This is a genomic window from Sphingobium sp. GW456-12-10-14-TSB1, from assembly GCF_059424385.1.
Window position 1 is genome coordinate 1,317,006 of record NZ_JBWKZI010000001.1, and the last position, 22,054, is coordinate 1,339,059.

17 protein-coding genes and 1 tRNA gene are annotated in these 22,054 nt (G+C 63.7%); 10 read left to right on the forward strand and 8 right to left on the reverse strand.

The window, feature by feature from the left end; genetic code table 11:
- The first annotated feature begins 65 nt into the window (after window positions 1–65).
- Window positions 66–419 (forward strand): PilZ domain-containing protein, encoded by a 354-nt coding sequence (locus AC07X9_RS06440; RefSeq protein WP_017182357.1) that lies wholly within the window; start codon window positions 66–68, stop codon window positions 417–419.
- Here the strand turns inward: AC07X9_RS06440 and AC07X9_RS06445 are convergent.
- Together AC07X9_RS06445 and recG are read right to left on the reverse strand one after the other, a co-directional pair.
- A complete protein-coding gene (locus AC07X9_RS06445) occupies window positions 382–1,464 on the reverse strand; it encodes a mechanosensitive ion channel family protein (protein WP_017182358.1) in 1,083 nt (360 codons plus the stop codon). The two genes, AC07X9_RS06440 and AC07X9_RS06445, sit on opposite strands and share 38 nt — an antisense overlap.
- A 51-nt stretch (window positions 1,465–1,515) precedes the next feature.
- The gene (recG, locus tag AC07X9_RS06450) at window positions 1,516–3,579 is read right to left on the reverse strand and encodes an ATP-dependent DNA helicase RecG (RefSeq protein WP_017182359.1); all 2,064 of its coding nucleotides are present in this window, start codon (window positions 3,577–3,579) and stop codon (window positions 1,516–1,518) included.
- A gap of 87 nt (window positions 3,580–3,666) precedes the next feature.
- Between recG and AC07X9_RS06455 the strand changes: the two genes are divergently transcribed.
- From AC07X9_RS06455 to AC07X9_RS06475, 5 genes are all read left to right on the forward strand, one after another.
- Window positions 3,667–3,933, forward strand: a complete 267-nt coding sequence (locus AC07X9_RS06455; RefSeq protein WP_017182360.1) for an FAD assembly factor SdhE — start codon at window positions 3,667–3,669, stop codon at window positions 3,931–3,933.
- Window positions 3,934–4,084: 151 nt separating this feature from the next.
- Window positions 4,085–7,561, forward strand: coding sequence for a transcription-repair coupling factor (gene mfd, locus AC07X9_RS06460; RefSeq protein WP_017184529.1), 3,477 nt, complete (start codon window positions 4,085–4,087; stop codon window positions 7,559–7,561).
- Between the two features lie 111 nt (window positions 7,562–7,672).
- Window positions 7,673–8,086 carry a hypothetical protein gene (locus AC07X9_RS06465; RefSeq protein WP_017184530.1) on the forward strand — a complete coding sequence of 138 codons (414 nt, stop codon included), beginning with the start codon at window positions 7,673–7,675 and terminating at the stop codon, window positions 8,084–8,086.
- Entirely contained in the window at window positions 8,073–8,807 is a 735-nt protein-coding gene (locus AC07X9_RS06470; RefSeq protein WP_303393665.1) for a TorF family putative porin, read from the forward strand. Before AC07X9_RS06465 ends, AC07X9_RS06470 begins: the two co-directional genes overlap by 14 nt.
- A 56-nt stretch (window positions 8,808–8,863) precedes the next feature.
- A complete protein-coding gene (locus AC07X9_RS06475) occupies window positions 8,864–9,259 on the forward strand; it encodes an MAPEG family protein (protein ID WP_017184532.1) in 396 nt (131 codons plus the stop codon).
- On the opposite strand, the gene AC07X9_RS06480 is transcribed toward AC07X9_RS06475, so the two are convergent.
- The gene (locus tag AC07X9_RS06480) at window positions 9,256–11,271 is read right to left on the reverse strand and encodes a putative bifunctional diguanylate cyclase/phosphodiesterase (RefSeq protein ID WP_017184533.1); all 2,016 of its coding nucleotides are present in this window, start codon (window positions 11,269–11,271) and stop codon (window positions 9,256–9,258) included. The genes AC07X9_RS06475 and AC07X9_RS06480 overlap by 4 nt on opposite strands.
- A gap of 122 nt (window positions 11,272–11,393) precedes the next feature.
- On the opposite strand from AC07X9_RS06480, the gene moaA reads away from it, so the two are divergent.
- From moaA to AC07X9_RS06495, 3 genes are all read left to right on the forward strand, one after another.
- Window positions 11,394–12,407 (forward strand): GTP 3',8-cyclase MoaA, encoded by a 1,014-nt coding sequence (gene moaA, locus AC07X9_RS06485; RefSeq protein ID WP_017184534.1) that lies wholly within the window; start codon window positions 11,394–11,396, stop codon window positions 12,405–12,407.
- Window positions 12,404–13,180, forward strand: a complete 777-nt coding sequence (locus AC07X9_RS06490) for an NAD kinase (RefSeq protein ID WP_017184535.1) — start codon at window positions 12,404–12,406, stop codon at window positions 13,178–13,180. Before moaA ends, AC07X9_RS06490 begins: the two co-directional genes overlap by 4 nt.
- A gap of 124 nt (window positions 13,181–13,304) precedes the next feature.
- Window positions 13,305–13,379: transfer RNA gene (locus AC07X9_RS06495), tRNA-Asn, on the forward strand.
- Here AC07X9_RS06495 and AC07X9_RS06500 read toward each other — a convergent pair.
- From AC07X9_RS06500 to AC07X9_RS06520, 5 genes are all read right to left on the reverse strand, one after another.
- Entirely contained in the window at window positions 13,365–14,933 is a 1,569-nt protein-coding gene (locus AC07X9_RS06500; protein WP_086485658.1) for a recombinase family protein, read from the reverse strand. The genes AC07X9_RS06495 and AC07X9_RS06500 overlap by 15 nt on opposite strands.
- Before the next feature lie 461 nt (window positions 14,934–15,394).
- Window positions 15,395–15,928: a lytic transglycosylase domain-containing protein gene (locus tag AC07X9_RS06505; protein ID WP_254908054.1), complete on the reverse strand. Its 534-nt coding sequence runs from the start codon at window positions 15,926–15,928 to the stop codon at window positions 15,395–15,397.
- Window positions 15,918–18,884: a MobF family relaxase gene (mobF, locus tag AC07X9_RS06510; protein ID WP_086485659.1), complete on the reverse strand. Its 2,967-nt coding sequence runs from the start codon at window positions 18,882–18,884 to the stop codon at window positions 15,918–15,920. The genes AC07X9_RS06505 and mobF overlap by 11 nt, the downstream gene beginning before the upstream one ends.
- Window positions 18,881–20,929 carry a type IV secretion system DNA-binding domain-containing protein gene (locus AC07X9_RS06515; protein WP_086485660.1) on the reverse strand — a complete coding sequence of 683 codons (2,049 nt, stop codon included), beginning with the start codon at window positions 20,927–20,929 and terminating at the stop codon, window positions 18,881–18,883. Before AC07X9_RS06515 ends, mobF begins: the two co-directional genes overlap by 4 nt.
- Window positions 20,926–21,228 carry a hypothetical protein gene (locus AC07X9_RS06520; protein ID WP_086485661.1) on the reverse strand — a complete coding sequence of 101 codons (303 nt, stop codon included), beginning with the start codon at window positions 21,226–21,228 and terminating at the stop codon, window positions 20,926–20,928. The genes AC07X9_RS06515 and AC07X9_RS06520 overlap by 4 nt, the downstream gene beginning before the upstream one ends.
- A 466-nt stretch (window positions 21,229–21,694) precedes the next feature.
- On the opposite strand from AC07X9_RS06520, the gene AC07X9_RS06525 reads away from it, so the two are divergent.
- Window positions 21,695–22,051, forward strand: a complete 357-nt coding sequence (locus AC07X9_RS06525) for a hypothetical protein (protein WP_254908055.1) — start codon at window positions 21,695–21,697, stop codon at window positions 22,049–22,051.
- The last annotated feature ends 3 nt before the right edge of the window (window positions 22,052–22,054 follow it).

A 22,054-nucleotide genomic window follows, 5' to 3' on the forward strand; every position in this document is an offset into this window, starting at 1 on the left:
TGCTAGGGGAAAATTAACCGTCCCCGGTAGCATTGCGTCCATCTTCGCCCCCCTAGGCTGCGGCCATGTCTTCGCTGTTCGCCAACCTCAATCATGTCATGCGATCGCGCGATCCCGCCGTGGATCAGCGCCGCGCGCCCCGCGATCTGGTTGACATGGTCAGCCACGTCACCGCGCGCGGCCGCACCCATGGCGTGCGCATCATCAACATATCGCCGCTTGGCGCCATGTGCCGCAGCGATGGCGGCTTGCTGGTGGGCGAGCAGATGACGATCTGGCTGCCGATCGTGAAGGACCATCCCGCCGAAGTCCGCTGGGTCGAGCATGGACGGCTGGGCGTCGAATTTCTGCAACCCATCGCGCCGCGTACCTATGACGCGCTCATGGCGCTCGTCCCTCCGCGCCGGACGGCGTGGTAAACAATCCGTCCGCTTCTATCCGCTGACGGGTCCGCACCAGCGCTTCGGGCATATCCGTGCGCAGGAAGGACAGCATCGCTTCGCGCACCTCGCAGCGCAGGTCGAATGCAATGCCTGCATTGCGGGCACTCAACAATCCCCGCAACTCCAGCGCATCGGCGCGATGGTCAGTCACCTGCAGGATGGCGACGCGCTTGTCCCAGCGGGCATTGGCGCCGGTCACTTCGATGAACTTGGCGCGAATGCGCTCCACATCGGCGGTCGAGTCCACATAAAGAAATATGGTACCCAGCAGGTCGGACGTTTTCGTCGTCCAGTTCTGGAACGGCTTTTCCAGAAAATAGGACACCGGCACCACCATCCGCCGGTCATCCCAGATATGGACGACCACATAGGTCAGCGTAATATCCTCGATCCGGCCCCATTCCCCCTCCACGATCACCACATCGTCCAGCCGGATCGGTTCGGAAAATGCCATCTGAATGCCCGCAATCAGATTCTTGAGCGCCGGCTGGGCCGCCGCGCCAACCGCCAGACCGACCAGCCCCGCCGACGCCATCAACGTCACGCCCACGGCGCGGACACCCGGAATCGCGATCAGCATCATCGCGATCACCAACACCGCGACGATGCTCTGGGCGATGCGATAGAGGATGCGGACCCGCGTATGACGCCGCCGGGCCTTCAGATTATCCTCCACGCTCATGTCGGCCTTGTGCTCGATCATGCTGCGCAGCGCGCGCAGCCCACGCAGGACAAGCCAGCCGACCAGCAACGCGAAGATCATCTTCGACCCGATGGACCAGAACTCTTCGACACGCGGCCCCATCTCGATGGACTTCAGGCCGCCCGCCAGAGCCATTAGCACAACCAGCCATCGCGTCGGCTGGAATATTTCCGGCAATAGCAGCGGGGTCATGCGGGCGCGGACGATCCGCAACGCAACGGCATAGATCGCCCAGTGCAACAGGAATGCCAAGCCAACGGCGATGCCGATGGATAGCGCCGCCATGGGCGTGATGTGGGTCATGCTGATGTCGGTCATGGGATGCGAACGTGGCGCACCCTCATTTGTTTCGCAAATGCAGCATTTTTCCTAGCCGCCGCGCAACAGCCCCACCGCCGCATCCCGCTCGAACAGATAGAGGCAGGTCCGTGCCGCCTGTCCGCGCGGGCTGTCCAGCCCACCGTCGCGGTCGATCAACAAATGCGCGTCATCCCGCGCCGCTTCCAGCAACGATGCCAGATGCTCCGGCGTTGCGAGTTTCAACTGCTGTTCGCCCGACTGGCGCGTCCCCAGCACTTCACCGGCCCCACGCAGCTTCAAATCCTCCTCGGCAATGCGAAAGCCGTCATTCGTTTCCCGCATCAGCGCCAGCCGCGCCCGCGACGTCTCGCCCAGTGCATTGCCGCGCAGCAGCAGGCAGACGGACGGCTTGTCGCCGCGTCCCACTCGTCCGCGCAGCTGGTGCAACTGGGCCAGGCCGAACCGGTCCGCGCCCTCGATGATGATCAGGCTGGAATTGGGCACGTCGACGCCCACCTCGATCACCGTGGTCGCTACCAATATCTGCGTCCGGTTCGCGGCAAAGGCGTCCATCGCCGCGTCCTTTTCCGGCCCTTTCATCCGTCCATGGACTAGCCCCACCCGGTCGCCAAAACGCAGCTTCAACGATTCCGCCCGCGCTTCCGCCGCCGCCTGGTCGCTCGTCTCGCTCTCTTCCACCAGCGGGCAGACCCAATAGGCTTGCCCCCCTCCCTCGACATGGCGGGCCAGCGCGTCGACCACCTCGTCCAGCCGCGTCGCCGCCATCACCACGGTCTGGATCGGCTGACGGCCGGGCGGCATCTCGTCCAGCTTGGACACCTCCATCTCGCCATAATAGGTCAGGGTCAGCGTCCGGGGGATAGGCGTTGCCGTCATCACCAGCAGATGGGGCGCGCGTTCGGCCTTGTTGGCCAGCATCATCCGCTGGGCCACGCCGAAGCGATGCTGCTCGTCAATCACGGCCAGGCCCAGATTCTTGTACTGCACCGCTTCCTGAAAGATCGCATGGGTGCCGACCAGGATGTCGATGCTGCCATCGGCCAGCCCCATCAACGTCGCCTCACGCACCTTGCCCTTGTCGCGCCCGGTCAGGATGGCGATCTCGACCGGCAGGCCCGACGCCATTTTGCGCAGCGTCTCATAATGCTGGCGCGCCAATATCTCGGTCGGGGCCAGCATCGCCCCCTGCATCCCGGCCTCGACCGCGTTGAGCAACGCCATCAACGCCACCAGCGTTTTGCCAGACCCGACATCGCCTTGCAGCAATCGCAGCATCGGCGTGGCCTGCGCCATGTCGCCCTCAATCTCGCCAAAGGCCCGCCGCTGCGCACCCGTTGGCGCGAAGGGCAGCTTGAGCATTGCGCGCAACCGCCCGTCACCCGCGATCGGCACGCCGCGCCGCCGTCGCGAGGATTGCCGCACCAGCATCAGCGCCAGTTGTCCCGCGAAAATCTCGTCATAGGCCAACCGCTCGCGCGCCATGGCGTCGGACGGGTCCGCATGGATACGGGCCAGCGCCTCGCGCCAGCCCGGCCAGTCCTTGCGGGCCAGCAGGCTGGGTTCGATCCATTCGGGCAGGTCGGGCGCGCGGGCGAGCGCCTGCCTCACCAGATCGCGCATCCGGTTGTTGGTCAGCCCTTCGGACAGGCCATAGACCGGCTCGCGCGCGGGAATGGTAGCCGCCTCGTCGGGCGGCAGCACATGGTCGGGATGAACGATCTGAAGATTGTCGCCATAGGCTTCCAGCTTGCCCGATACGAATTTGGGTTCGCCCAGCGGCAACAGCTTGCGCGGCCAGGCGCTGTTCCGGCCGAAATAGGTGAGCGATACATTATTGCCATGCCCGTCGGTCGCATGGACGCGGAACGGCGCGCGGGCGCTGCCGCTCGCTCGATAATCCACCGGGGTCAGGACGATGCCGATCACCCGGCCCGCATCGGCCATATCCAGTTCGTCGGTCAGGACGCGATCGACCCAGCTGACCGGCAGGTGGAACGCCACATCGACCGCGCGCGCCAGCCCCAGCCGCTCCAGCGGGCGGGCCAGCGCCGGTCCAATGCCCTTAAGGACAGAGATTTCGGCAAAGAGCGGATTGAGAATATCGGGTCGCATGTCTATCTGCTGCCCATCTAGCTGAGCCGGGACGATGGCACAAACATCCGATCGGCTTTTTCGGCGTGTCCGCAAAAGGAACAAATTGTGAACGATGATCCCCAGATGCGCCGCCTGAAATTCCGCGCCTGGCACCGGGGCACGCGCGAATCCGATTATGCGGTGGGCGGCTTTTTCGAGCGGTATCACAAGGAGTGGAATGCCGAAGAGATCGCCTGGTTCGAGCGGTTCATGGATGAACAGGACGCCGACATCATCGGCTGGGCGCTGGGCACCATCCCCGTGCCGGACGAATGGAAGGGGCCGATGATGGACAAGTTCCTGAAGCTCGATTTCGTGAAGATCGAAAATTAGAAACTCCTCCCCTGCAAGGGGAGGGGGACCGCGCCCAAAGGGCGTGGTGGAGGGGTGTAACCCTCTCGATAGCCTGACACCCCTCCGTCAGGGCTTCGCCCTGCCACCTCCCCTGCAAGGGGAGGATGATTGAGTTGAAGAGCGAACATTTATGACCGATCTCCAGAAAATCCTCCGCGCCAAAGCGCCGCTGACCCTGTCGGGCGTTCCTGCGGGGTTCCAGCCCTGGCTGCTGGCGGACATCGCCCGCGCCGCGCATGGTGCAGGTTCGGCCCGCGCCGTGTTCGTCGCCTCCGACGAACAACTGATGCGTGCGGTCTCGGAAACGGCCCATTATTTCGCGCCGGAGATCGAGATCATCGAAATCCCGGCCTGGGACTGCCTGCCCTATGACCGCGCCAGCCCTTCGCTGCGCACCGCGTCGGCACGCCTGGCTGGCCTTCACGCCTTGCAGGCCAAGCCCAAAGGCCCGCAACTGGTGCTGACCACGCTCAACGCCCTGACGCAGCGGACGCTGACCCCGTTTCGCATCAGACAGTTGGTGGCGAAGCTGGCGCCCAAGGAGCGGATTGCGATCACCCGCCTTGCCGACATGCTGCAAGCCAATGGCTATGTCCGCACCGATACCGTTCATGATCGCGGCGAATTCGCGATTCGCGGCGGCATTGTCGATCTGTTTCCGGGCGGTGAGGATCAACCGTTGCGCCTCGACTTCTTCGGTGACGAGATCGAGACGGTCCGCCGGTTCGACCCCACCGATCAGCGCACCACCGGCAGCGTGGAAGGCTTCACCCTGCTGCCAGCGTCCGAAGCGTTGCTGGACGAAGATACGATCAAGCGCTTTCGCGGCCGCTATCGCGAAATATTCGGTGCGACCGCGACCGGCGATCCGCTCTATCAGGCGATCAGCGAGGGGCGGCGGCTGGCGGGCATGGAACATTGGCTGCCCCTGTTTGAGGAAAAGCTGGTTCCCCTGTCCGACCATCTGGGCGACGATGCCGTCATCATCCGCGACCATGGCGTCGTCGGCGCGGCGGATTCCCGGTTTGAGGCGATCAGGGACTATCATGCCAACCGGGTCCAGGCGAAATCGTCCGATCCGGGCGCCTATCGCCCGCTCAAGCCCGATCTTCTCTATCTAGACGCTGCCGAATGGGACGCGGTCGTCGCCCGCTGGCCGATGCACGTCGCGACGCCGTTTCACGAACCGGACAGCGCCACCGTGTTGGACTTTGCGGTCGATGGTCCGCGCGATTTCGCGCCGGAACGGGCGCAGAACGCCAATGTCTACGACGCGGTCGGCAAGCATATCGCGGCGTTGCAGCGGACAGACAAAAAGGTCGTAATCGCCAGCTATTCCGCCGGTGCGCGCGAACGGCTGTCGGGCCTGCTGGCCGACCATGGCGTCAGGCGCATGGCGGCGGCGGACGATTGGCAGGAAGCGCTGGGGCTGGCCGCCAATGGCAGCGTGGTGCTGACCATCCTGCCGCTCGACCATGGTTTCACCGCGCCCGACGTCGCGGTGCTGACCGAACAGGACATGCTGGGCGATCGCCTGGTCCGCCGGGCCAAGCGCAAGAAGAGCGCCGACGCCTTCCTTGCGGAACTGGCGACCCTCTCGCCCGGTGATCTGGTGGTTCATATGGACCATGGCATTGGCCGTTATGAAGGACTGACCCAGATCCCGGTCAGCAAGACCGCGCATGACTGCGTAGCGCTCAGCTATGCCGGCGGCGACAAGCTGTTCGTGCCGGTCGAAAATCTCGAAGTCCTTTCCCGCTATGGCTCCGACAGCGAAGGCGTGGGCCTCGACAAGCTGGGCGGCGAAGCCTGGCAGCGGCGCAAGGCGAAGATGAAGGAGCGCATCCGCGAAATCGCGGGTGAACTGCTCAAGACCGCTGCGGAACGCGCGCTGCGCGCGGCCACCGTCGCTGAACCGGACAATGCAGGCTACCCCGCCTTCGTCGATCGCTTCCCCTATCAGGAGACGGAAGATCAGGAGCGCGCCATTCTGGACGTGATCGAGGATCTGGGCGCTGGCAAGCCAATGGATCGGCTCGTCTGCGGCGATGTGGGATTCGGCAAGACCGAGGTGGCGTTGCGCGCGGCCTTCGTCGCGGCGATGGCGGGGATGCAGGTGGTGCTGATCTGCCCCACCACCCTGCTGGCGCGCCAGCATCATATGCAGTTTGAGGAGCGCTTTCGCGGCTTCCCGGTCAATATCGGTCGCCTCTCCCGCCTGGTCCCCGACAAGGAAGCCAAGGCGGTCAAGGCGGGCCTTGCCGACGGCACGGTCGATATTGTCGTTGGCACCCACGCGCTGCTGACCAAGGGTATCGAGTTCAAGCGGCTGGGCCTGGTCATCGTCGATGAAGAACAGCGGTTTGGCGTGACCCACAAGGAACGGCTGAAGGCGCTCAAGACCGACGTGCATGTGCTGACCCTCACTGCCACGCCGATCCCGCGCACATTGCAGATGGCCATGTCCGGGCTACGCGAACTGTCGGTCATCCAGACCCCGCCGGTCGATCGCCTGGCGGTGCGCAGTTACATCATGCCATGGGACGGGGTGGTGATCCGCGAAGCGCTGCTGCGTGAACATTATCGCGGCGGGCAGAGCTTCTTCGTTGTGCCCCGCATCGCCGACCTGACCGAGATCGAGGAGTATCTCCGCACCGAAGTGCCGGAAATCAAGGCGATCGTCGCCCATGGCCAGATGAGCGCCACGCAGGTGGAAGAACGCATGTCGGCCTTTTACGACAAGCGCTACGACGTGCTGCTCTCCACCACCATCGTCGAATCCGGGCTGGACATTCCCAGCGCCAACACGCTGATCATCCATCGCGCCGACCGTTTCGGCCTCGCCCAACTCTATCAGTTGCGCGGTCGCGTGGGCCGGTCCAAGACCCGCGCCTACGCCTATATGACGACGCCCGCCAACCGCATCATTACCGAAACGGCGGAAAAGCGACTGAAAGTGCTGTCCGACCTCGACACGCTGGGCGCTGGTTTCCAGCTTGCCTCGCACGATCTCGACATTCGCGGCGCGGGCAATCTGGTCGGCGACGAACAGTCGGGCCATATCCGCGAAGTCGGGTTCGAACTATACCAGTCGATGCTGGAAGAGGCGATCCTCGACGCCAAGGCGGGCGGCGCTGGCCTTGAAGCGCGCAGCGACAGCTTCTCGCCCCAGATCAGCGTCGATGCGCCGATCATGATCCCCGACGATTATGTCCCCGACCTCGACCTGCGCATGGGTCTCTATCGCCGCCTGAACGAGATAGAGGATCGGCAGGGGCTGGAATCCTTTGCCGCTGAACTGATCGACCGTTTCGGCAAGCTGCCCGCCCCCACGCAAAACCTGCTCAAGATCATCGAGATCAAGCAGAATTGCGTGAGGGCGAACATCGCCAAGATCGACGTTGGGCAAAAAGGCGCGCTGGTCAGCTTCTTCGAGGATCGCTTCCCCAATCCGGCGGGCCTGGTCGCCTATATCCAGCGGCTGGACGGCGTGGCCCGGCTGCGACCCGACAGCAAGGTGGTGGTCAACCGCAACTGGGCCGATTCCGCAGCTCGCCTCAACGGCGCGTTGCAATTGTCGAAGGGTCTGGCCAAGGCGGCAGCATGACGAAAGCAGGCTTTTGTCGTGCGCCAGCAATGGCCGGGAAACAGTGACTATCTAAGTCACGCTGCTGACGATCAGGCAAGATAGCCCGACGTCACAAAGCAGGAGAAATATATGAGCATGTCCCTTTTCGCGATGGCCGCCGCTGCCGCGGCTTCGCATAGCGTTGCGATCGATCATCATGGGATGCAGGTTCAGGCCAATTACACCGCGCGACTGGTGGTCAGCGCGCGCACGGTGGGCGCACGAACCCCCAACCGGATGGATATGCAGCGGTGCAAATGGACCGCGCGGGTCGAGATAGACCGCAGCCTTGCCCATGGTCCCGCACTGGCCCGCACCATCGCCACCGATCCATTGGCGTCGGGCAGCGAGAGCGCGGCCTGTCCTTCGGGCGACCGTTTCCGCAAGGATATTGCCGAACGCCATCAGGGCCAGGTTCAGGCCCAGCTGGCGGCAGCCGTGGCGCAGGACCGCGCGCCATTGCTGGCGGAACTGGACATGGTGCGTAATCTTGCGTCCAACTGATCCGCGTTACGGCATCCTTTGGGCGGCAATGCTTGTCACCGCCGCCCATGCCATGCCCGCCGTCGCGCAAAGTCCCGGCGTCGACGCATCTGTCGAGGCGATGAGCGATGAGCGGCGGCGGGGTATCAGCTGGAGCGATGGTGATCCGGCACTGCGCCTGGGCCTGTCCGTTCCCGTCACGGATGGTTTGAGCATCGAAAGTGCTGCGACCGGCCTGTGGGGCAGCACGCGGCATGGTGGCGCAGATGGCGTCATCGACGCCGGGTTGAACTGGACCCGGCAACTGGGCGGCTGGCGGCTGTCGGCCCAGGGGCGTTACCATATGTTTCCGGGCGCGTCGGGCCAGGACTATGGCGAAGTCGGCGCCGTTGCAGGCTTTCTTCTTGGTCCCGCAAGCATCGACTTCGGCGCGCACTATGCGCCCCATCAGTCGGCCATAGGTGGCGACAATCTCTATCTGTCCATAGCAGGCGCGATAGCACTGCCGAACACGCCCTTCACCCTGTCCGGCCATGTCGGCCGATCATCGGGCGATGCTGACGATCCGGCTCGTTCTGCCCGTTTGCGACCTGACGGCACCTACCGCGATCATGGCGTCGCGCTGGACTGGTATCGCGGGCGATGGTTTGCAGGATTGCGCTACAGCGGCACCAGCATCGGCGGACCCGCGCGCCGCGACGCGGGCGATACGCTGATCGCGCGAGCGGGGTTCAGCTTTTAATTGCCGCTTCCCCGGCATCGGCCTACCCTCTGTCTGTCAACAGAGGGACTATTGTCATGCCGATCGAACTGACGATCCTTGCCTGGGCCATGATTTTGCTGATGGCGCATGTCTTTGCCGCGGCGCATGCCAAAACGCGGCAATATGGCGCGCACTGGAATATGGGCGCACGCGACGAATCGCTGCCGCCGCTCAATGCCTTGGCGGGAAGGTTGGCGCGGGCGCAGGCGAATTTTCAGGAAACACTGCCAATTGCGATCGTCGCTCTGATCGGCGTGGTAGTGGCAGGACGAACCAGCGACATGACGGCGCTGGGCGGCTGGATATGGATCGGCGCACGCATCGCCTATCTTCCCGTCTATGCGCTGGGCATCCCCATGGTCCGCACGCTCATCTTCATGATCAGCCTGATCGGCCTTGGCATGGTGTTGTGGCCGCTGCTGGGCCTTTAGCCCGCCAGCACCAGCGCAACCAGATCGGCCGATGAAACCCCTGCCGATCGCAGGAAGCCCTGATAGAAATCGCACCCTTCGCGCGCCAGCAGGTCAAGCTGCTGCTGCGTTTCGACGCCCTCAGCCACGACCTTGAGGCCCAGCGACTTGGCCATGTGGATGACGCCGCGCACGACGATCCGGTCCCGCGCCGTTCCGGCAATATCCTGCGCCAGCCCGCTGTCGATCTTGAGATAGTCGAGCGGCAGGCTCTTGAGATAGGCGAGGCTGGAATAGCCAGTCCCGAAATCGTCGATCGCGACCGCCAACCCCTCCGACCGGAGCGCAGTCAGCAGCACAGAGGCGGCATCGACATCCTCGATCAATCCGCTTTCGGTGATCTCCACCGTCAGGCGGGACCGGGGAAAACCGCTTCGGTCAACGATCGCCAGCAACCCGGCCATAAACCCCGGCTGGGCAATATCCGCAGCCGTCACATTGATCGACAGGCGCAGCGTCGAGAGCGCGCGCGGCCACGCCGCGGCCTGCCGCAACGCTTCCGCCTGAATATGCGCCGACAGCGGCAGCATATAATCGGATCGTTCGGCGGTCGCGAACAATATGCCCGCACCCAGCGGCCCATATTGCGGATGGTTCCAGCGCGCCAGCGCCTCGACCCCGCTAATGACCTCCGAATCGACCGGATATTGCGGCTGGAACACGATGCCTATCTCGCCCCGGTCGAGCGCTAGTCGCAGGTCGGTTTCCAACTGGTCGGGATCGACCTGACGGCTGTGCCGATCGGTCGACAGGATGCGGATGCCCTCCCCGCCTGCCTGTCGTGCATCCGCCAGCGCAGTCCCGGCACGGCGCAGCAAATGGGTCGCATCGTCTTCGGGCCGCGCCTGGGCTATGCCGCAACGGGCGATCAGGCGGATAAGATGATCCCCCGCGCTGAACGGGCGGCCGATCGCCGCGATCAACTGGCGCGCCAGAAAGGTCGCCCGATCGCTGCCCGCCGCTTCGCCGGTCAGGCCGACCAGAAATTCGGTGCCGGTGATGCGTGCGACCATTGCACCGGGTGCGACATCGTCGACCATCCGTTCGATCCGCCGCGCGATCCGGCCAAGCAATGCGTCGCCGACGACCTGGCCATAGGCCGCGTTCATCCGTTCAAACTGACTGATCGACAGCAATATGGCGGTCGTCGCCAGGCCGGTACGCCGATCCAGCCAGTCCAGCGCCGCCTGTCGCGATCGCAGGCCGGTCAGATAATCGCGGCTGGCCAGATCCCGCTCCTGCGCGTCGGACAGCCATTCAACATCGGCGGCAACCACCCCCTGCTCGATCCGCAGATGATGCACCAGCCGATTGCCCGGCCGGTCGGGCAGATCATGCGCCAGTGCAGCAGGTCGCCCGGCACGCATCATCGCGCGCAGTGCCGTCAGCACCGCGCGCCGTTCCGCCCTTGGCAAACGGCGGATCAGCGTCGCAGGATGAACCTGCGCCATGGGCAGGTCGAGATGACGGGCCAGACTTTCGCTCAGCCGCAGCAGCGAATCGCCGCGTCCCAATTCCCAATAAAGCGCGTCGCCCCGTCGGATGCGCTGCGCGCGCTGACTGGGCGATGCCCCGCCGCCCAATCGCTCCACCAGCCGCTGGGCGGACGCCAGCACAGCGCGCAACGACGCCTCGCTATAGGGTGCGGTCAGAAAATGGGTCGCGCCCGCCGCCAGCAGATCAGGGATGATCGCTTCGTCTGCCTTGTCGACCAGCACGATCAGCGCGCCGCCACCCGCCTCCATCGCCGGGACTAGGGGCGCCAGCAATTTGGCTTCCCCGGCGCCTGAACGCATATCGACCAGCGCAACCTGCGCCTCGCTGCGCAAATAGCGTTGCGGTGCCTCTCGCGCGCGTCTGGCGCCGATCGCGCGCCAGCCGGCTGACCGCGCGGCATGGCACAGTCCGTCCCGGTCGCCGGGCGACAGGATGAACAGGCTGCGCTGTCCGTCTTCGGCCTGATCCGCGATCACTGATATGGTCCCCTGAACGCGCGCATCGTGCCGCCTTAGCAGCAACGGGTTACCGACGTCTTGCCTCTACCGCAACCGGGCTGCCCTTGCGCCGGGCAAGTCCATCGCCTAGCTAGGTTGCCATGGCCATGGCGGACCCCTCGCGCGCGCAGATGACCGACGGCCTGGGCCGCCGGATCAGCTATTTGCGCATATCCGTCACGGACCGCTGCGACCTGCGTTGCCGCTATTGCATGGCGGAAAAGATGCAGTTCCTGCCCAAAAATCAGGTGCTCACGCTGGAGGAGATCGCGCTGCTGGCCGACCTGTTCGTGGCGCGCGGCATCAACAAGATCCGGCTGACTGGCGGCGAGCCGCTGGTGCGGCGTGATATTGGCGATCTGGTGCGCCGGATCGGGCGGCATCTGGGCAGCGGGTTGGACGAACTGACGCTGACGACCAATGGCACCCAGCTGGCCGACCATGCCGACATGCTGGCCGACGCAGGGGTGCGCCGGATCAATGTCAGTCTGGACAGCCGCGATCCAGCCCGCTTTGCCCATGTCACCCGTGGCGGTGACATTGCCGCGGTGTTCGCCGGGCTGAAAGCGGCGCAATCGGTGGGACTGGCGATCAAGATCAACATGGTGGCGCTCAAGGGCATCAATGATGATGAAATCCTGCCAATGCTGCGCTGGTGCGATGCCGAAGGGCTGGACCTCACCCTGATCGAAACGATGCCGTTGGGCGAGACGGGCGAGGACCGCACCGACCATTATCTGCCCTTGAGCGAGGTAGCGGATGATATTCGCGCGCGCCACGCATTGACGCCCCTGCCCGACCGCACCGGCGGCCCGGCGCGCTATCATGCAGTCGCCGGGATGACGGCACGGCTTGGCCTCATCACCCCGCTTACCAATAATTTCTGCGCCGATTGCAACCGCATTCGCATGACATGCGAGGGCAAGATTTTCATGTGCCTTGGCCATGAGGATCATGTCGATTTCAAGACGGCCCTGCGCGAAGGCGGACTGGCTGCTGTCGAGCCGCTGATCGACCGCGCGCTGCGTTTGAAGCCAGCGCGCCACGACTTTCGCATTGGTGCGGGCGAAACCGCGCCTGCGACGCGCCGCCACATGAGCGTTACCGGCGGATGAGCGACGAAATGCGGCGTGCGCTGGTCGTGTCCCCTACCCAGGCAGCCAAGGCTGCCGAGGAACGGCTGCGCGCCACTTATGATTTCGTGCCGGTCGAAGAGGCCGAGATGATCATCGCGCTGGGCGGCGATGGCTATATGCTCCAGACGCTCCACGCGATGCTGGAAGCCCGACGGATTGTCCCCGTGTTCGGCATGAACCTTGGCACGGTCGGCTTCCTGATGAATGAATGGCGGCTGGAACGGCTGGAGCAACGGCTGGAAGCGGCCAAGATGTTCAAGGTCAATCCGCTGCGCATGATAGTCGATACGGTCGATGGTGAGCGGTTTTCGATCCCGGCCATTAACGAAGTGTCGCTGCTGCGCGAAACCCGCCAGACCGCCAAGCTGGAGGTGCAGGTCAATGGCCGCGTTGTCCTGCCTGAACTGGTGTGCGACGGCGTGCTGGTGGCGACTCCCGCCGGGTCGACCGCCTATAACCTGTCGGCTCATGGCCCCATCTTGCCGCTGGGATCGGCGCTCGTCGCATTGACCCCGATCAGTCCGTTCAGGCCGCGTCGCTGGCGCGGGGCGATCCTGCCGGAAAATACCGTCATCCGCTTCACCGTGCTCGATCCGGTCAAGCGCCCGGTCAGCGCCGTGGCCGACCAGCGCGAAGTGCGCGATGTCGCCCAGGTGGAGGTCAAGATCGACCGTGCGACGCCCCTGACCCTGCTGTTCGACCCGGAACATACGCTGGACGACCGCATCGCGGCGGAACAATTCATCGCCTGAACCGGCGCTTTGACAGCGCCAAAGCCCGGCCTGACGGGGAGCCAAAAAAATCATCAGATTAGCGCTTGCCAATTCTTAAAAGCCGCTGCTATAGGCGCGGCCTGCCCGGCGGAAGTCGGGCTGCTCCCCGATAGCTCAGCGGTAGAGCATTCGACTGTTAATCGAATGGCCGTAGGTTCGAATCCTACTCGGGGAGCCATTCAGGATAGTCCGAGCCGCCCGGCGCCGCCGGCGGCTCGGATCCCGGATTTCCAAGCGATATTTCCTCAAGCATATCAAACGGTTCGCGGTAAGTGACCGACAGCCGTCCGTTCGCCCAAGTGCTGTTCGAAACCAACAGATTCAAAGCGGTGTTTTTGCCATTTTGAGACTGTAGGTTGAATGTGGAATGCGCTTTTCGAGCAAGGTTCAGGAGAGCGATTCCATCATCGACGTAGGCGTCCTCTGCATTGTTGAGGACATCCATCCTGCGAAGGCATCCCGCCCGCTCCTCGCGCCAAGTGTTGGCCATGCGGTCATGCATGTCGGCGGTGATCCGGCCGTCGAGATGATCTACGTAAAGCTTATCCAATCTTTGCTGAAGCCGATCAGCCTCCCCTCTCAGGCGGCCGACCGTCTCTATGCGCTCCCTGTTCTTGTCACCGTGCGATTCGCGAATCGCCCGCTCGATCAGCGCGAAAACCTCGTCGTCCATGTGCAGGCGGGCGAGTTGCTCAGAGAAAGCCTGGGCCAAGGTTTCTTCGCGCACATATTTCTCGGGACATTTCTGCTTGAAGCCGGAGCAGTGGTAATAAATGTACCGACCCCGCTGCATCTGGGCGACCACCGCGCAGCCGCAGTGGCCGCAAGTGATCAAACCTGTGAAAGCGAACCGCAACGGCTCAGCCCGCACATTGCTCGCGCTCCGGCCATCAAGGACCTCTTGGACGTTCTCCCAGGTTACCCGAGTCACGAGCGGCTCGTGTGTTCCCTGATACAGGCGTCCGCCCCACTCAAAGGCACCTGCGTACAGTCTGTTCCGAAGCATGTAATGAATCGTGCTGGTCCCGACGGGTTTCTGGCTCCGACGGTACCTCAACCCGGCGGCCCGCGCTTTGTGGGTGACATCTTTCAGGGCGTAGTCACCCGTTTCGAACCATTCGAACACACGCGCCACGATGGGAGCAAGATCCGGGTCAGGGACGATGATTTTTTTGCCCTGTGGGCCAACGACGTTGAGGTAGCCGAGGGGAGCCTGAGAAGGCCAGATACCCTGCTTCGCCTTCTCGAGCATGCCCTTGCGAGCTTCCTCGGAGAGGTTATCAACATAGTTCTTAGCCATGAGGACCTTGATCCCATGCATGAACTTTTCGGAGGAACGCGAGTCGCGGGAGAGAACCGTTCCTTCCTTTACGAGGTGCAGTTCGATGTCGAATCCATCGAGCGTCACCCAATCCTTGATGTTGCGATAGAGCCGATCCGTCTTTTCCACCAGCAGATGCCGCACCCCTGGATGACCCCGAAGATATTTCAGCATCGCCTCGAACTGGGTACGACCTGTCTTTTTTGCGGTTTCCACATCAACATACTGCTCGGCGATGACGAAGCCCATCCGCTCAGCATATTCGCGGATCAGAGCAACCTGGGCGTCGATGGAGAAGCCTTCCCTCTCCTGCTCCGCCGTAGAGACGCGAGCATATAAGACAGCTTTCTCGCCGCCGGCTGAACGGCCTCGGCCAGACGATTGAGCTTTGGGTTTACGCGGACGGGCCATTTGTCGTTCCTAAGTCCTACCAAGAGCACCTCCTACACCTCCCTCCCCTCCATCAAGCCGTTTAGGGGGCGACTATGTTGGCGGGGGGCGGCGCGACGGCTTACGTTTTACTTGATCGGGCTTTTTCGGTCGACCACGGGGTCTCGCAGGCTGATTTTTTTCCTTTACATGCGCTGGGGGATCAGCCGCAGCGACCTCCCATTGAACCAACATCCAGACATAATCTGCAAGATTGCCGAGCATGTTCCTTGCCTCGTTCTCGGAGACAGGCCTTTGCAGTCTATGCGTAAAAACTGCTTGGGCGTCCAGAACGAGTTGTCGGGACAAGGCGCTCCGTCTGATCGTCCAGCGGTCTTCCCTGCTAGGGGCGTCCGTCGAAGGAGGCGGGCTCGGGCGGGCTTCAACATCCTCGGCGGTGGGTTTCACCTCTCCATAGGTCGTGGTTTCAAGCCTCAGCCTTCTCATTGTTGTGCCACCGAGGGAGAGGCTGCGAAAACACGAGCGCCGAAGCGGCGTTCGAGGTGGCGCGAAACGGACAAGGCGTACCGACGCTGCCGCCAGCCGGTGGGACTGTGGTAGACACCTACTGCCTTCCAATAGGCGCCTGTTGCGGACAGGGCCGATAGGAAGATCCAGCGCGCGGCCTGAACGTTGAAGCATGGGTCGCTCGCGAGCCATCCCCGAACCTGATCCGGTGGACGCCCTGTCAGCGTCGAAAGCTTCGGCACCCAGAACGTGTTGACCTGGAGCGGTCCAAGATCATGGCTCCCGTTGCTGTTCGGTACCTCGGCTCCGATCCAGCCGCCTTCCTGGTCGCGCAGCCCCCACAGTGTTTTCTCGAGCCAGGCGCGTCCCCCAGATGCCTGCCGAATACACGCCCCAATCCGGGCTTCATGAGTCGACGACGACAGCGGCCGGGCATCTGCAACCGCAGACCAGATAACCAGCGTGACCAGCGCCAATAGTCCTCTGACCCGCTTCACGTTAGCGATCATGGCCGCCTCCATGATCTTGCGCGGGGGTGTGGGCCGGCTCCGGAGCTGGTTGCTGCGTAGCACCGCTTGCGCCGCGGTCCGCGCCCCTGTCGGGGCTTCGGTCGAGGAGAGACACTATCCATCGATCAAGGAAGGCCGCTGCGGATTGTGCGCGGCCGACTAGCCGCTCGGCCAGCCCCGTCGGAGGCCACCCTTTCTCTGGTTCTCGTTGTTCCGTTGCGCGGTTTTTGCGGATATCGCGTTCGGCGCGTTGCTCATCACGAATCCGGTCCCAGCGCTCACCATGTTGCGCTGTCCGACCCCTGACGCTGTCGCGGTCGATCCTACCTAATCCCTGAAGCGAAGAAGTTTTCTCGCCCGAGCGCAGCTTCAGCTTGTCGACCAGCCTTTCCCGGTCCTCGGTCCAGAGGCGGGCGCCGAAACGGGCCCGCGTGATCGCAGTGTAGTAATTTTGGCCTGTGACCAGCGGAGAGTTGACCGGCGCCAGGACATAGACCCGATCGTAGGTTTTAGATTGTGCGGAGTAGACGGTCTCGCCGTAACCGTGATCCCAGTTGCGGTTCCGCGACAGATCAATTTCCTGGAGCCTGCCGCCTCGATCCCATCGGATCGTTGCGACCGGGCCATCGAGGCGTTCCACCGTGCCACGCTCGGCGTTCTTGAGCTCTAGCTCCTTGTTGACCAAACGCCACTGGATGCGGTCACCGGCGGCAAGGTCGCGCTGCTCCTCCTTGAACACGTTGATCTGGGAAGCACGCCCGAGACGCGGATCCCACTGGATGGTCCTGCCGTGCTCATCGACCAGATTGACCGTCTGCCGACCACGAGAATCGCGGCTAACGCCGACAACCCGGTATTCGGCGTCACGAGCGATGCCGAGCCCGACATTATCCCGCGAGAATGTCACGACCTGCCCGCGTGAGTAGAAACGCGCGAAATGTTTCTCCTGATCCGTCATGCCGGAAGGCGACAGGATCGACAGCCGGGCTTCTTCGGCTGCCAGCGCGCCCTCCGTCTTCAGGGCCTCGCGGATCCTTGTGTTGACGATCAGACGGGTCGCATTCTCAAGGACAAGAATGTTCGTCTTGGCCCGCTGCCCGGGGCTCAACCTCGTCCAGTCGGCGACCAGCGCCTTAGCGAGGTCCTCGCTGCTCGCGCCGCTGGTGACCGACTCGAGCGCGTTGAGCGAGCCATCGTAATTCTGGAGTCTGGCCAGCCGGACCGCTTGTAGAATGCCGTCGCTCTCCTGACGGACAGGATCCTTCAGCTCGGCCTTTGGCATGCCAAGCCGCATCATCAACCAGAAGGGCTTGCCCTGCTCGATTGCCCCCGTCTGCCGGGTGTCGCCGAGCAGGATCAGTCGCGCGCCGGTGGTGCGGCTGATCTCAAGCAATCGTAACGCTTGGCGGTTTCCTAGCTGACCCGCCTCATCGACCACGAGGACATAGCTATCATCCAGTTTGGCTCCTCCCGTGGCAAGCAGACTGGCGACTGTGCGTGATTCGATATTGGCCTTTTGCCCCAGTTCGCTGGCAGCAGATGAGGTGGGAGCAAGGGCGATCAGCGTCGCCTGCTCTCCGACCGCCTCGCGCAGCGCGCGGATGATCGTCGATTTACCGGAGCCGGCCACGCCATGAACCGCGACCACCCGATGGTCGGATGTGCCGATATGAAGGAGCGCGGTCCTCTGTTCGGGTTTGAGATCGCGAGCGATCCCTGCGTCGCGCAGCGCTTCGACAGAGGCCAATGGCCGGGCGTCGTTCAGTGCGAGCGCAAGTTGATCGGACAGGGCAATCTCAACGCGCGCGGTCTTGCGGGTTGTCCGGCCGCGGGTATGGATTTCGTCGCCGGTCCGTTCTTTTGTTTCGAGAAGCTTGGCCCGTCTTTGATGCTCCCCAACGACGGGACGCACATCGGACAGCCGGACCTCGCCAACATGGGAGGCCAGTGCTGTATGTAACAGTCGCCCGAGATTGTTGACCGCCTCCTTGCCTTCCGATTGCCGAATGCCGAACAGCATCGCTCGCGCGGCGATCGATGCCTCGACGTCGATCTGGCGCTCTCCGTTCTTCTCGGCGTCGGCGCGAGTCTCCCGCACGGCCTCGGCATGTGGACCCAAGCGTCCGTCCCACCGCTGATGAAGCTCCTCCAACGAGGCCTTTTGCTTCGGCCCACGGGTGGCATAGAAGGATTTCTGGCGCTCAGCCTGCCCGGTCAGACCATGTTCCTTGGCATGCGCGTCGATCTGTTCGGCGCGTTGCGACATGTCCGTGATCAGGTCCTTGGGGACTCCCCGAATCTCGAACAGGCCGCGGCGAGGGTCGAATTCGACGTCGTAGCCCCGCTCCCGGAGAAGGTGCGCCAGTTCATTCCGATAGACCTGTCCCGCAGTCATCTGCTCAGCGAACATGGCCCGCGTTTCGAGGCTGACCTTCTTGGCGCCGTCCCGCTCGTCGGTGATGTTCATGACGACGACGTGCGTGTGCAGATGCGGATCGAGTTCCCTGGACGCATGCTCGGTGAAGCGCGCCCAGATAAGCCGCCCAGTCGTCCTCTCGGCTACTTCACCATCCACGCGATGGCGCATCAGCGCATGTTCCTCCAGATAGGAGAGCGCCACCGTGACGGCCGTCTCATGTGCCTCGACGATGCGGTTGTCGCCGGCCACCAGGGCCATGATCGATACCGATTTGGGTGCGTTGACGGCGAAGTCCCATCCCGGGTGGTGCTGGATCTCACCATCCTTCCGACGACGCCCGAGCTGTTGCTCGCCGACCTTGCCAGCGAGCAGTTCCTTGAAGGTGGCGGAATCAACCTTGCCTTCCAATCCGAGTTCGGCGGCGATCTTCCCGCCCCATTCGGACTGCTCCTCGGCGCCTTTGGTGTAGTAATCGCCAACCGTGTAATAACGGGCGATGTTGGCGGGTTTGCCCTTGAGACGGATCGGGTTGATCATGCCGGCCTCGCCTTGTTGCGGGCGCCGTCATGGCGGCCATGTTGCTGGAGACGGAAACCTGCCGACTTGCCGAACAGCTCGAGCGGCGGTGTCGGCGTGGCCGGATCCCGATTATCCTGCGGATCGCAAGGCGGCGGAACCACAACTTCTTCTGGGTCGGCGACCGGGACGTTTCCGGGTTCCTCGGGCCGGGTGAGCGGCAGCTCGGCATCCTCCCGATCGGAAGTCGTCCGGCGGCGTTTGGACGGCGCTGGCCTTGGCTTGGCCGGAGGAGACGATGACATGGGAGCTGCGGGCGCCGCACCGCCTGGCGCGGTCATCCTGATTGGCGCTGTCGTCCTCTCCTCGAATGCCTCGCCGAGGGAGATGACCTTGTTGTAGCTGTCCTCGAACCGAACCACCGGCAGGTTGCGACCGAACCGCAGATAGCCCATGAGGTTGGGCAGATTGGTGACCTCGGTGTGCATGACCAGAGGCCGCGTCACCTGCATGCGCGAGAGGTTCACACCGTCGCGCATGTCGTTCACGCCGTAGGACATGCCCTCATTCGCTTCGACCTGCTCGACCTGGCCGAGATTCTCGCTGACATGCTTGGCGGTGGGGGTGTCGTTGGCGCGCAGCGCCACCCAGGTCGAGCAGTAGCCGGTGATCGCCGCGGCATCCTGGATGCCGTAGGTTGCTTCGAGCTGCGGGTAGCTTTGGAAGCCCAGGATACCGCAGCCGCCATATTTCCGGGCGCGGGCGAGGAAGTCGCCGAGCGAGGGCAGACGCTGGAGCGTCGGCAACTCGTCGATCACGCAATAGAGGCGCCGGTTGCGATCAGGCGTCATGCTCATGATCGCGCTGATGGCGATGTCGAGCCATACCGTGATCAGGGGACGCAGCGAGGGAAGCTGGTCCGCCTTCACGGTAATGAAGAGCCAGCTATCGTCCTTTTCGTTGGCGACCCAGTCGCGGATCGAGAAGCCATCGGCGGTGTCGTCGAGATAGGAGAAGCTGCGCATCACCGAGGCGAGTTCGGCCTGGATGCCGGCACTCGTGCGCTCACCCTCGGTCGAGATGAACGCCGCCGCATCGGTGCCGGCCGCGAAGGCGGCAAGGTCCTTCAGCTTGGAACGCAGCAGCGTGTCGAGCAGGATCGAAACCAGGGTGCGTTCCTGCTTCGCCAGCTTCCGCAGGACGGCAACCAGCGTGCCGCGCGCAGCCTTCGCCCAGAAGGGATCGCCAGTCTTGTCAGGAATCGTGGACTCGGCGATCTGGTCGTAATGATAGTCGCGCGGAACATCGACCCAAGGCGACCAGCAGTCTGCCCGGGCATCGAGCGGATTGAGCAGCACATCGATCCCGGGCCGGTAGAATTTCTCGACGAATGTTCCCGCCGTGTCATAGACGATGGCGCGGCGCTTCCGCTTCCGGATGCCGTGGAGCATCTTGACGATGATGTTGGTCTTGCCGGTGCCGGGCGCGCCGCAGATGAGGATGTGCTCGGGCTCGAAGGCGTCGGGCACATTCACCCCGCCGATGTCGAAGCTGCCCTTGGCATAACGCCACAGCGCCCGGCGGACCTGCTTGACCGTTCCGAACCGCGCGCCGCGCAGGAACTGGTTGGAGCCGAGCCCCCTTCCCGTCCGGGTGAAATAGAACCATGCCCATCCCAGCATGGCGAGAGCGAACAGGCCGGCGAACAGCGCCCCATGGAGCAGGTAGGTCTCGAAGGCGGCGAGCGTCTTGTGCGCCACCCCGGAGCCGATCAGTCCCTTGGGCGTGGTCCAATATTGCTGGCCGGTCGGTGTCTTGAACAGGATCGGCGTGGCGTTGCCCGGCAGCGTGTCGCCCATGAAATAGGCCTGCGTGATCTTGAACATCACGAAGCGCTCATATTCAGACGACTTCTCGAACGCGTACCAGATGATGCCGCCGATCCAGATCACCAGCCCCGCGAGGAAGGTCTGGTAGAAGACCTGGGTGGTCATGCGGACATTGTGGACGATGGCCTGGCCGCCCCGCGTCCAGGAGCCCAGCGTGTCGTGGCGGAAGATGCTCATGGCCGGTCCTGCTCGGGATCGAGCAGCCCCCTTTCGCGAAGGAGGCGCCGGGCTTCGCCCAGCCCCTTCTGGAGGATGTCGGGGGAGCGCTCGCCCACCGATGTCGCGAGGATCGCGAAGGCCTGGATGGCCGTCGCATGGATCTCGTCGAAGCGGGCATGATAGCCCGAGGGATCGGTGCCTTCGAAGCGTTCGAGGATGTCGCGACAATAGGTCGCGGCGCCGAGACCGGCATTGCGCGCCTGAACAGAAAGGCGCGCATAGAGGTCATCGTCTATGCGGATCGTGATGCGTGCCAAGCGGCGGACTCCTTGTCCGGCACGCCAGCAACGTGGTGAAGCGCAGCCTTTATAGCCGAATTACGCCGCTATCTCAACAATTTATCAAAACTGCCGCTGGCTGCCACTAAGTGCCAAACGGGATCAGGCATTTAGCGACCGATGAGATATGGTGTGGCTGCCAGCGGCTGCCGACCGGTGCCAGATCGACTGCCGCTCTGTGCCGGCGGAAAACCGCAGAAATCCGAGCGATTCGCGCCCGCAGCACCCGTGCGTGGGGTGCATTACACCCGCCTCCGGCGTGCGTCCCTCGCCCGCAGCGCGCTTGCCCGCTGCGCCCGTCGATCCCGATCGGCGCGGGTCTTCCCGGCAGGGGAGCCGCGCTTGATCGGCTGCGCTCTGTCGGCGGGAAGGCGTTGCAAGCGAAAGCTCCTTGGTGGATAGTCGGGAGTGGCGAGCAGACCTCCTTCCTAGAAGGAGTCCAAACATGCCCAAGATGACGGAACGGGAACGGCTCGCGAAGATCGAGGCCGACCAGCGCAACCTCGCGCAAGAAGCCGAGACGGTGCGGCGCGGATTGCGCGCGCATTATGGGAAGCTCGCGACGGAGCTTGCGGTCGAGCGGCTGAGCGAACGCGAGTTTCGCGATGTGCTCGGCCAAGCGATCAGGGTTGGCGGCGGTGCCGCGCTGGCAGCCTTGAAGGCGCTCCCGGCCGCGTCCGATGATCCGCCCGCACGGGGTTTGCCAGCGAAGGCCGGCGCCGCCGCGCGGGGGAAGTCCGGCGCTGCGCTGCCGCCCGGATCGGAGGCCGGAGGAGCGAGCCAGGCGACGGTGCAGCCTTAGCGG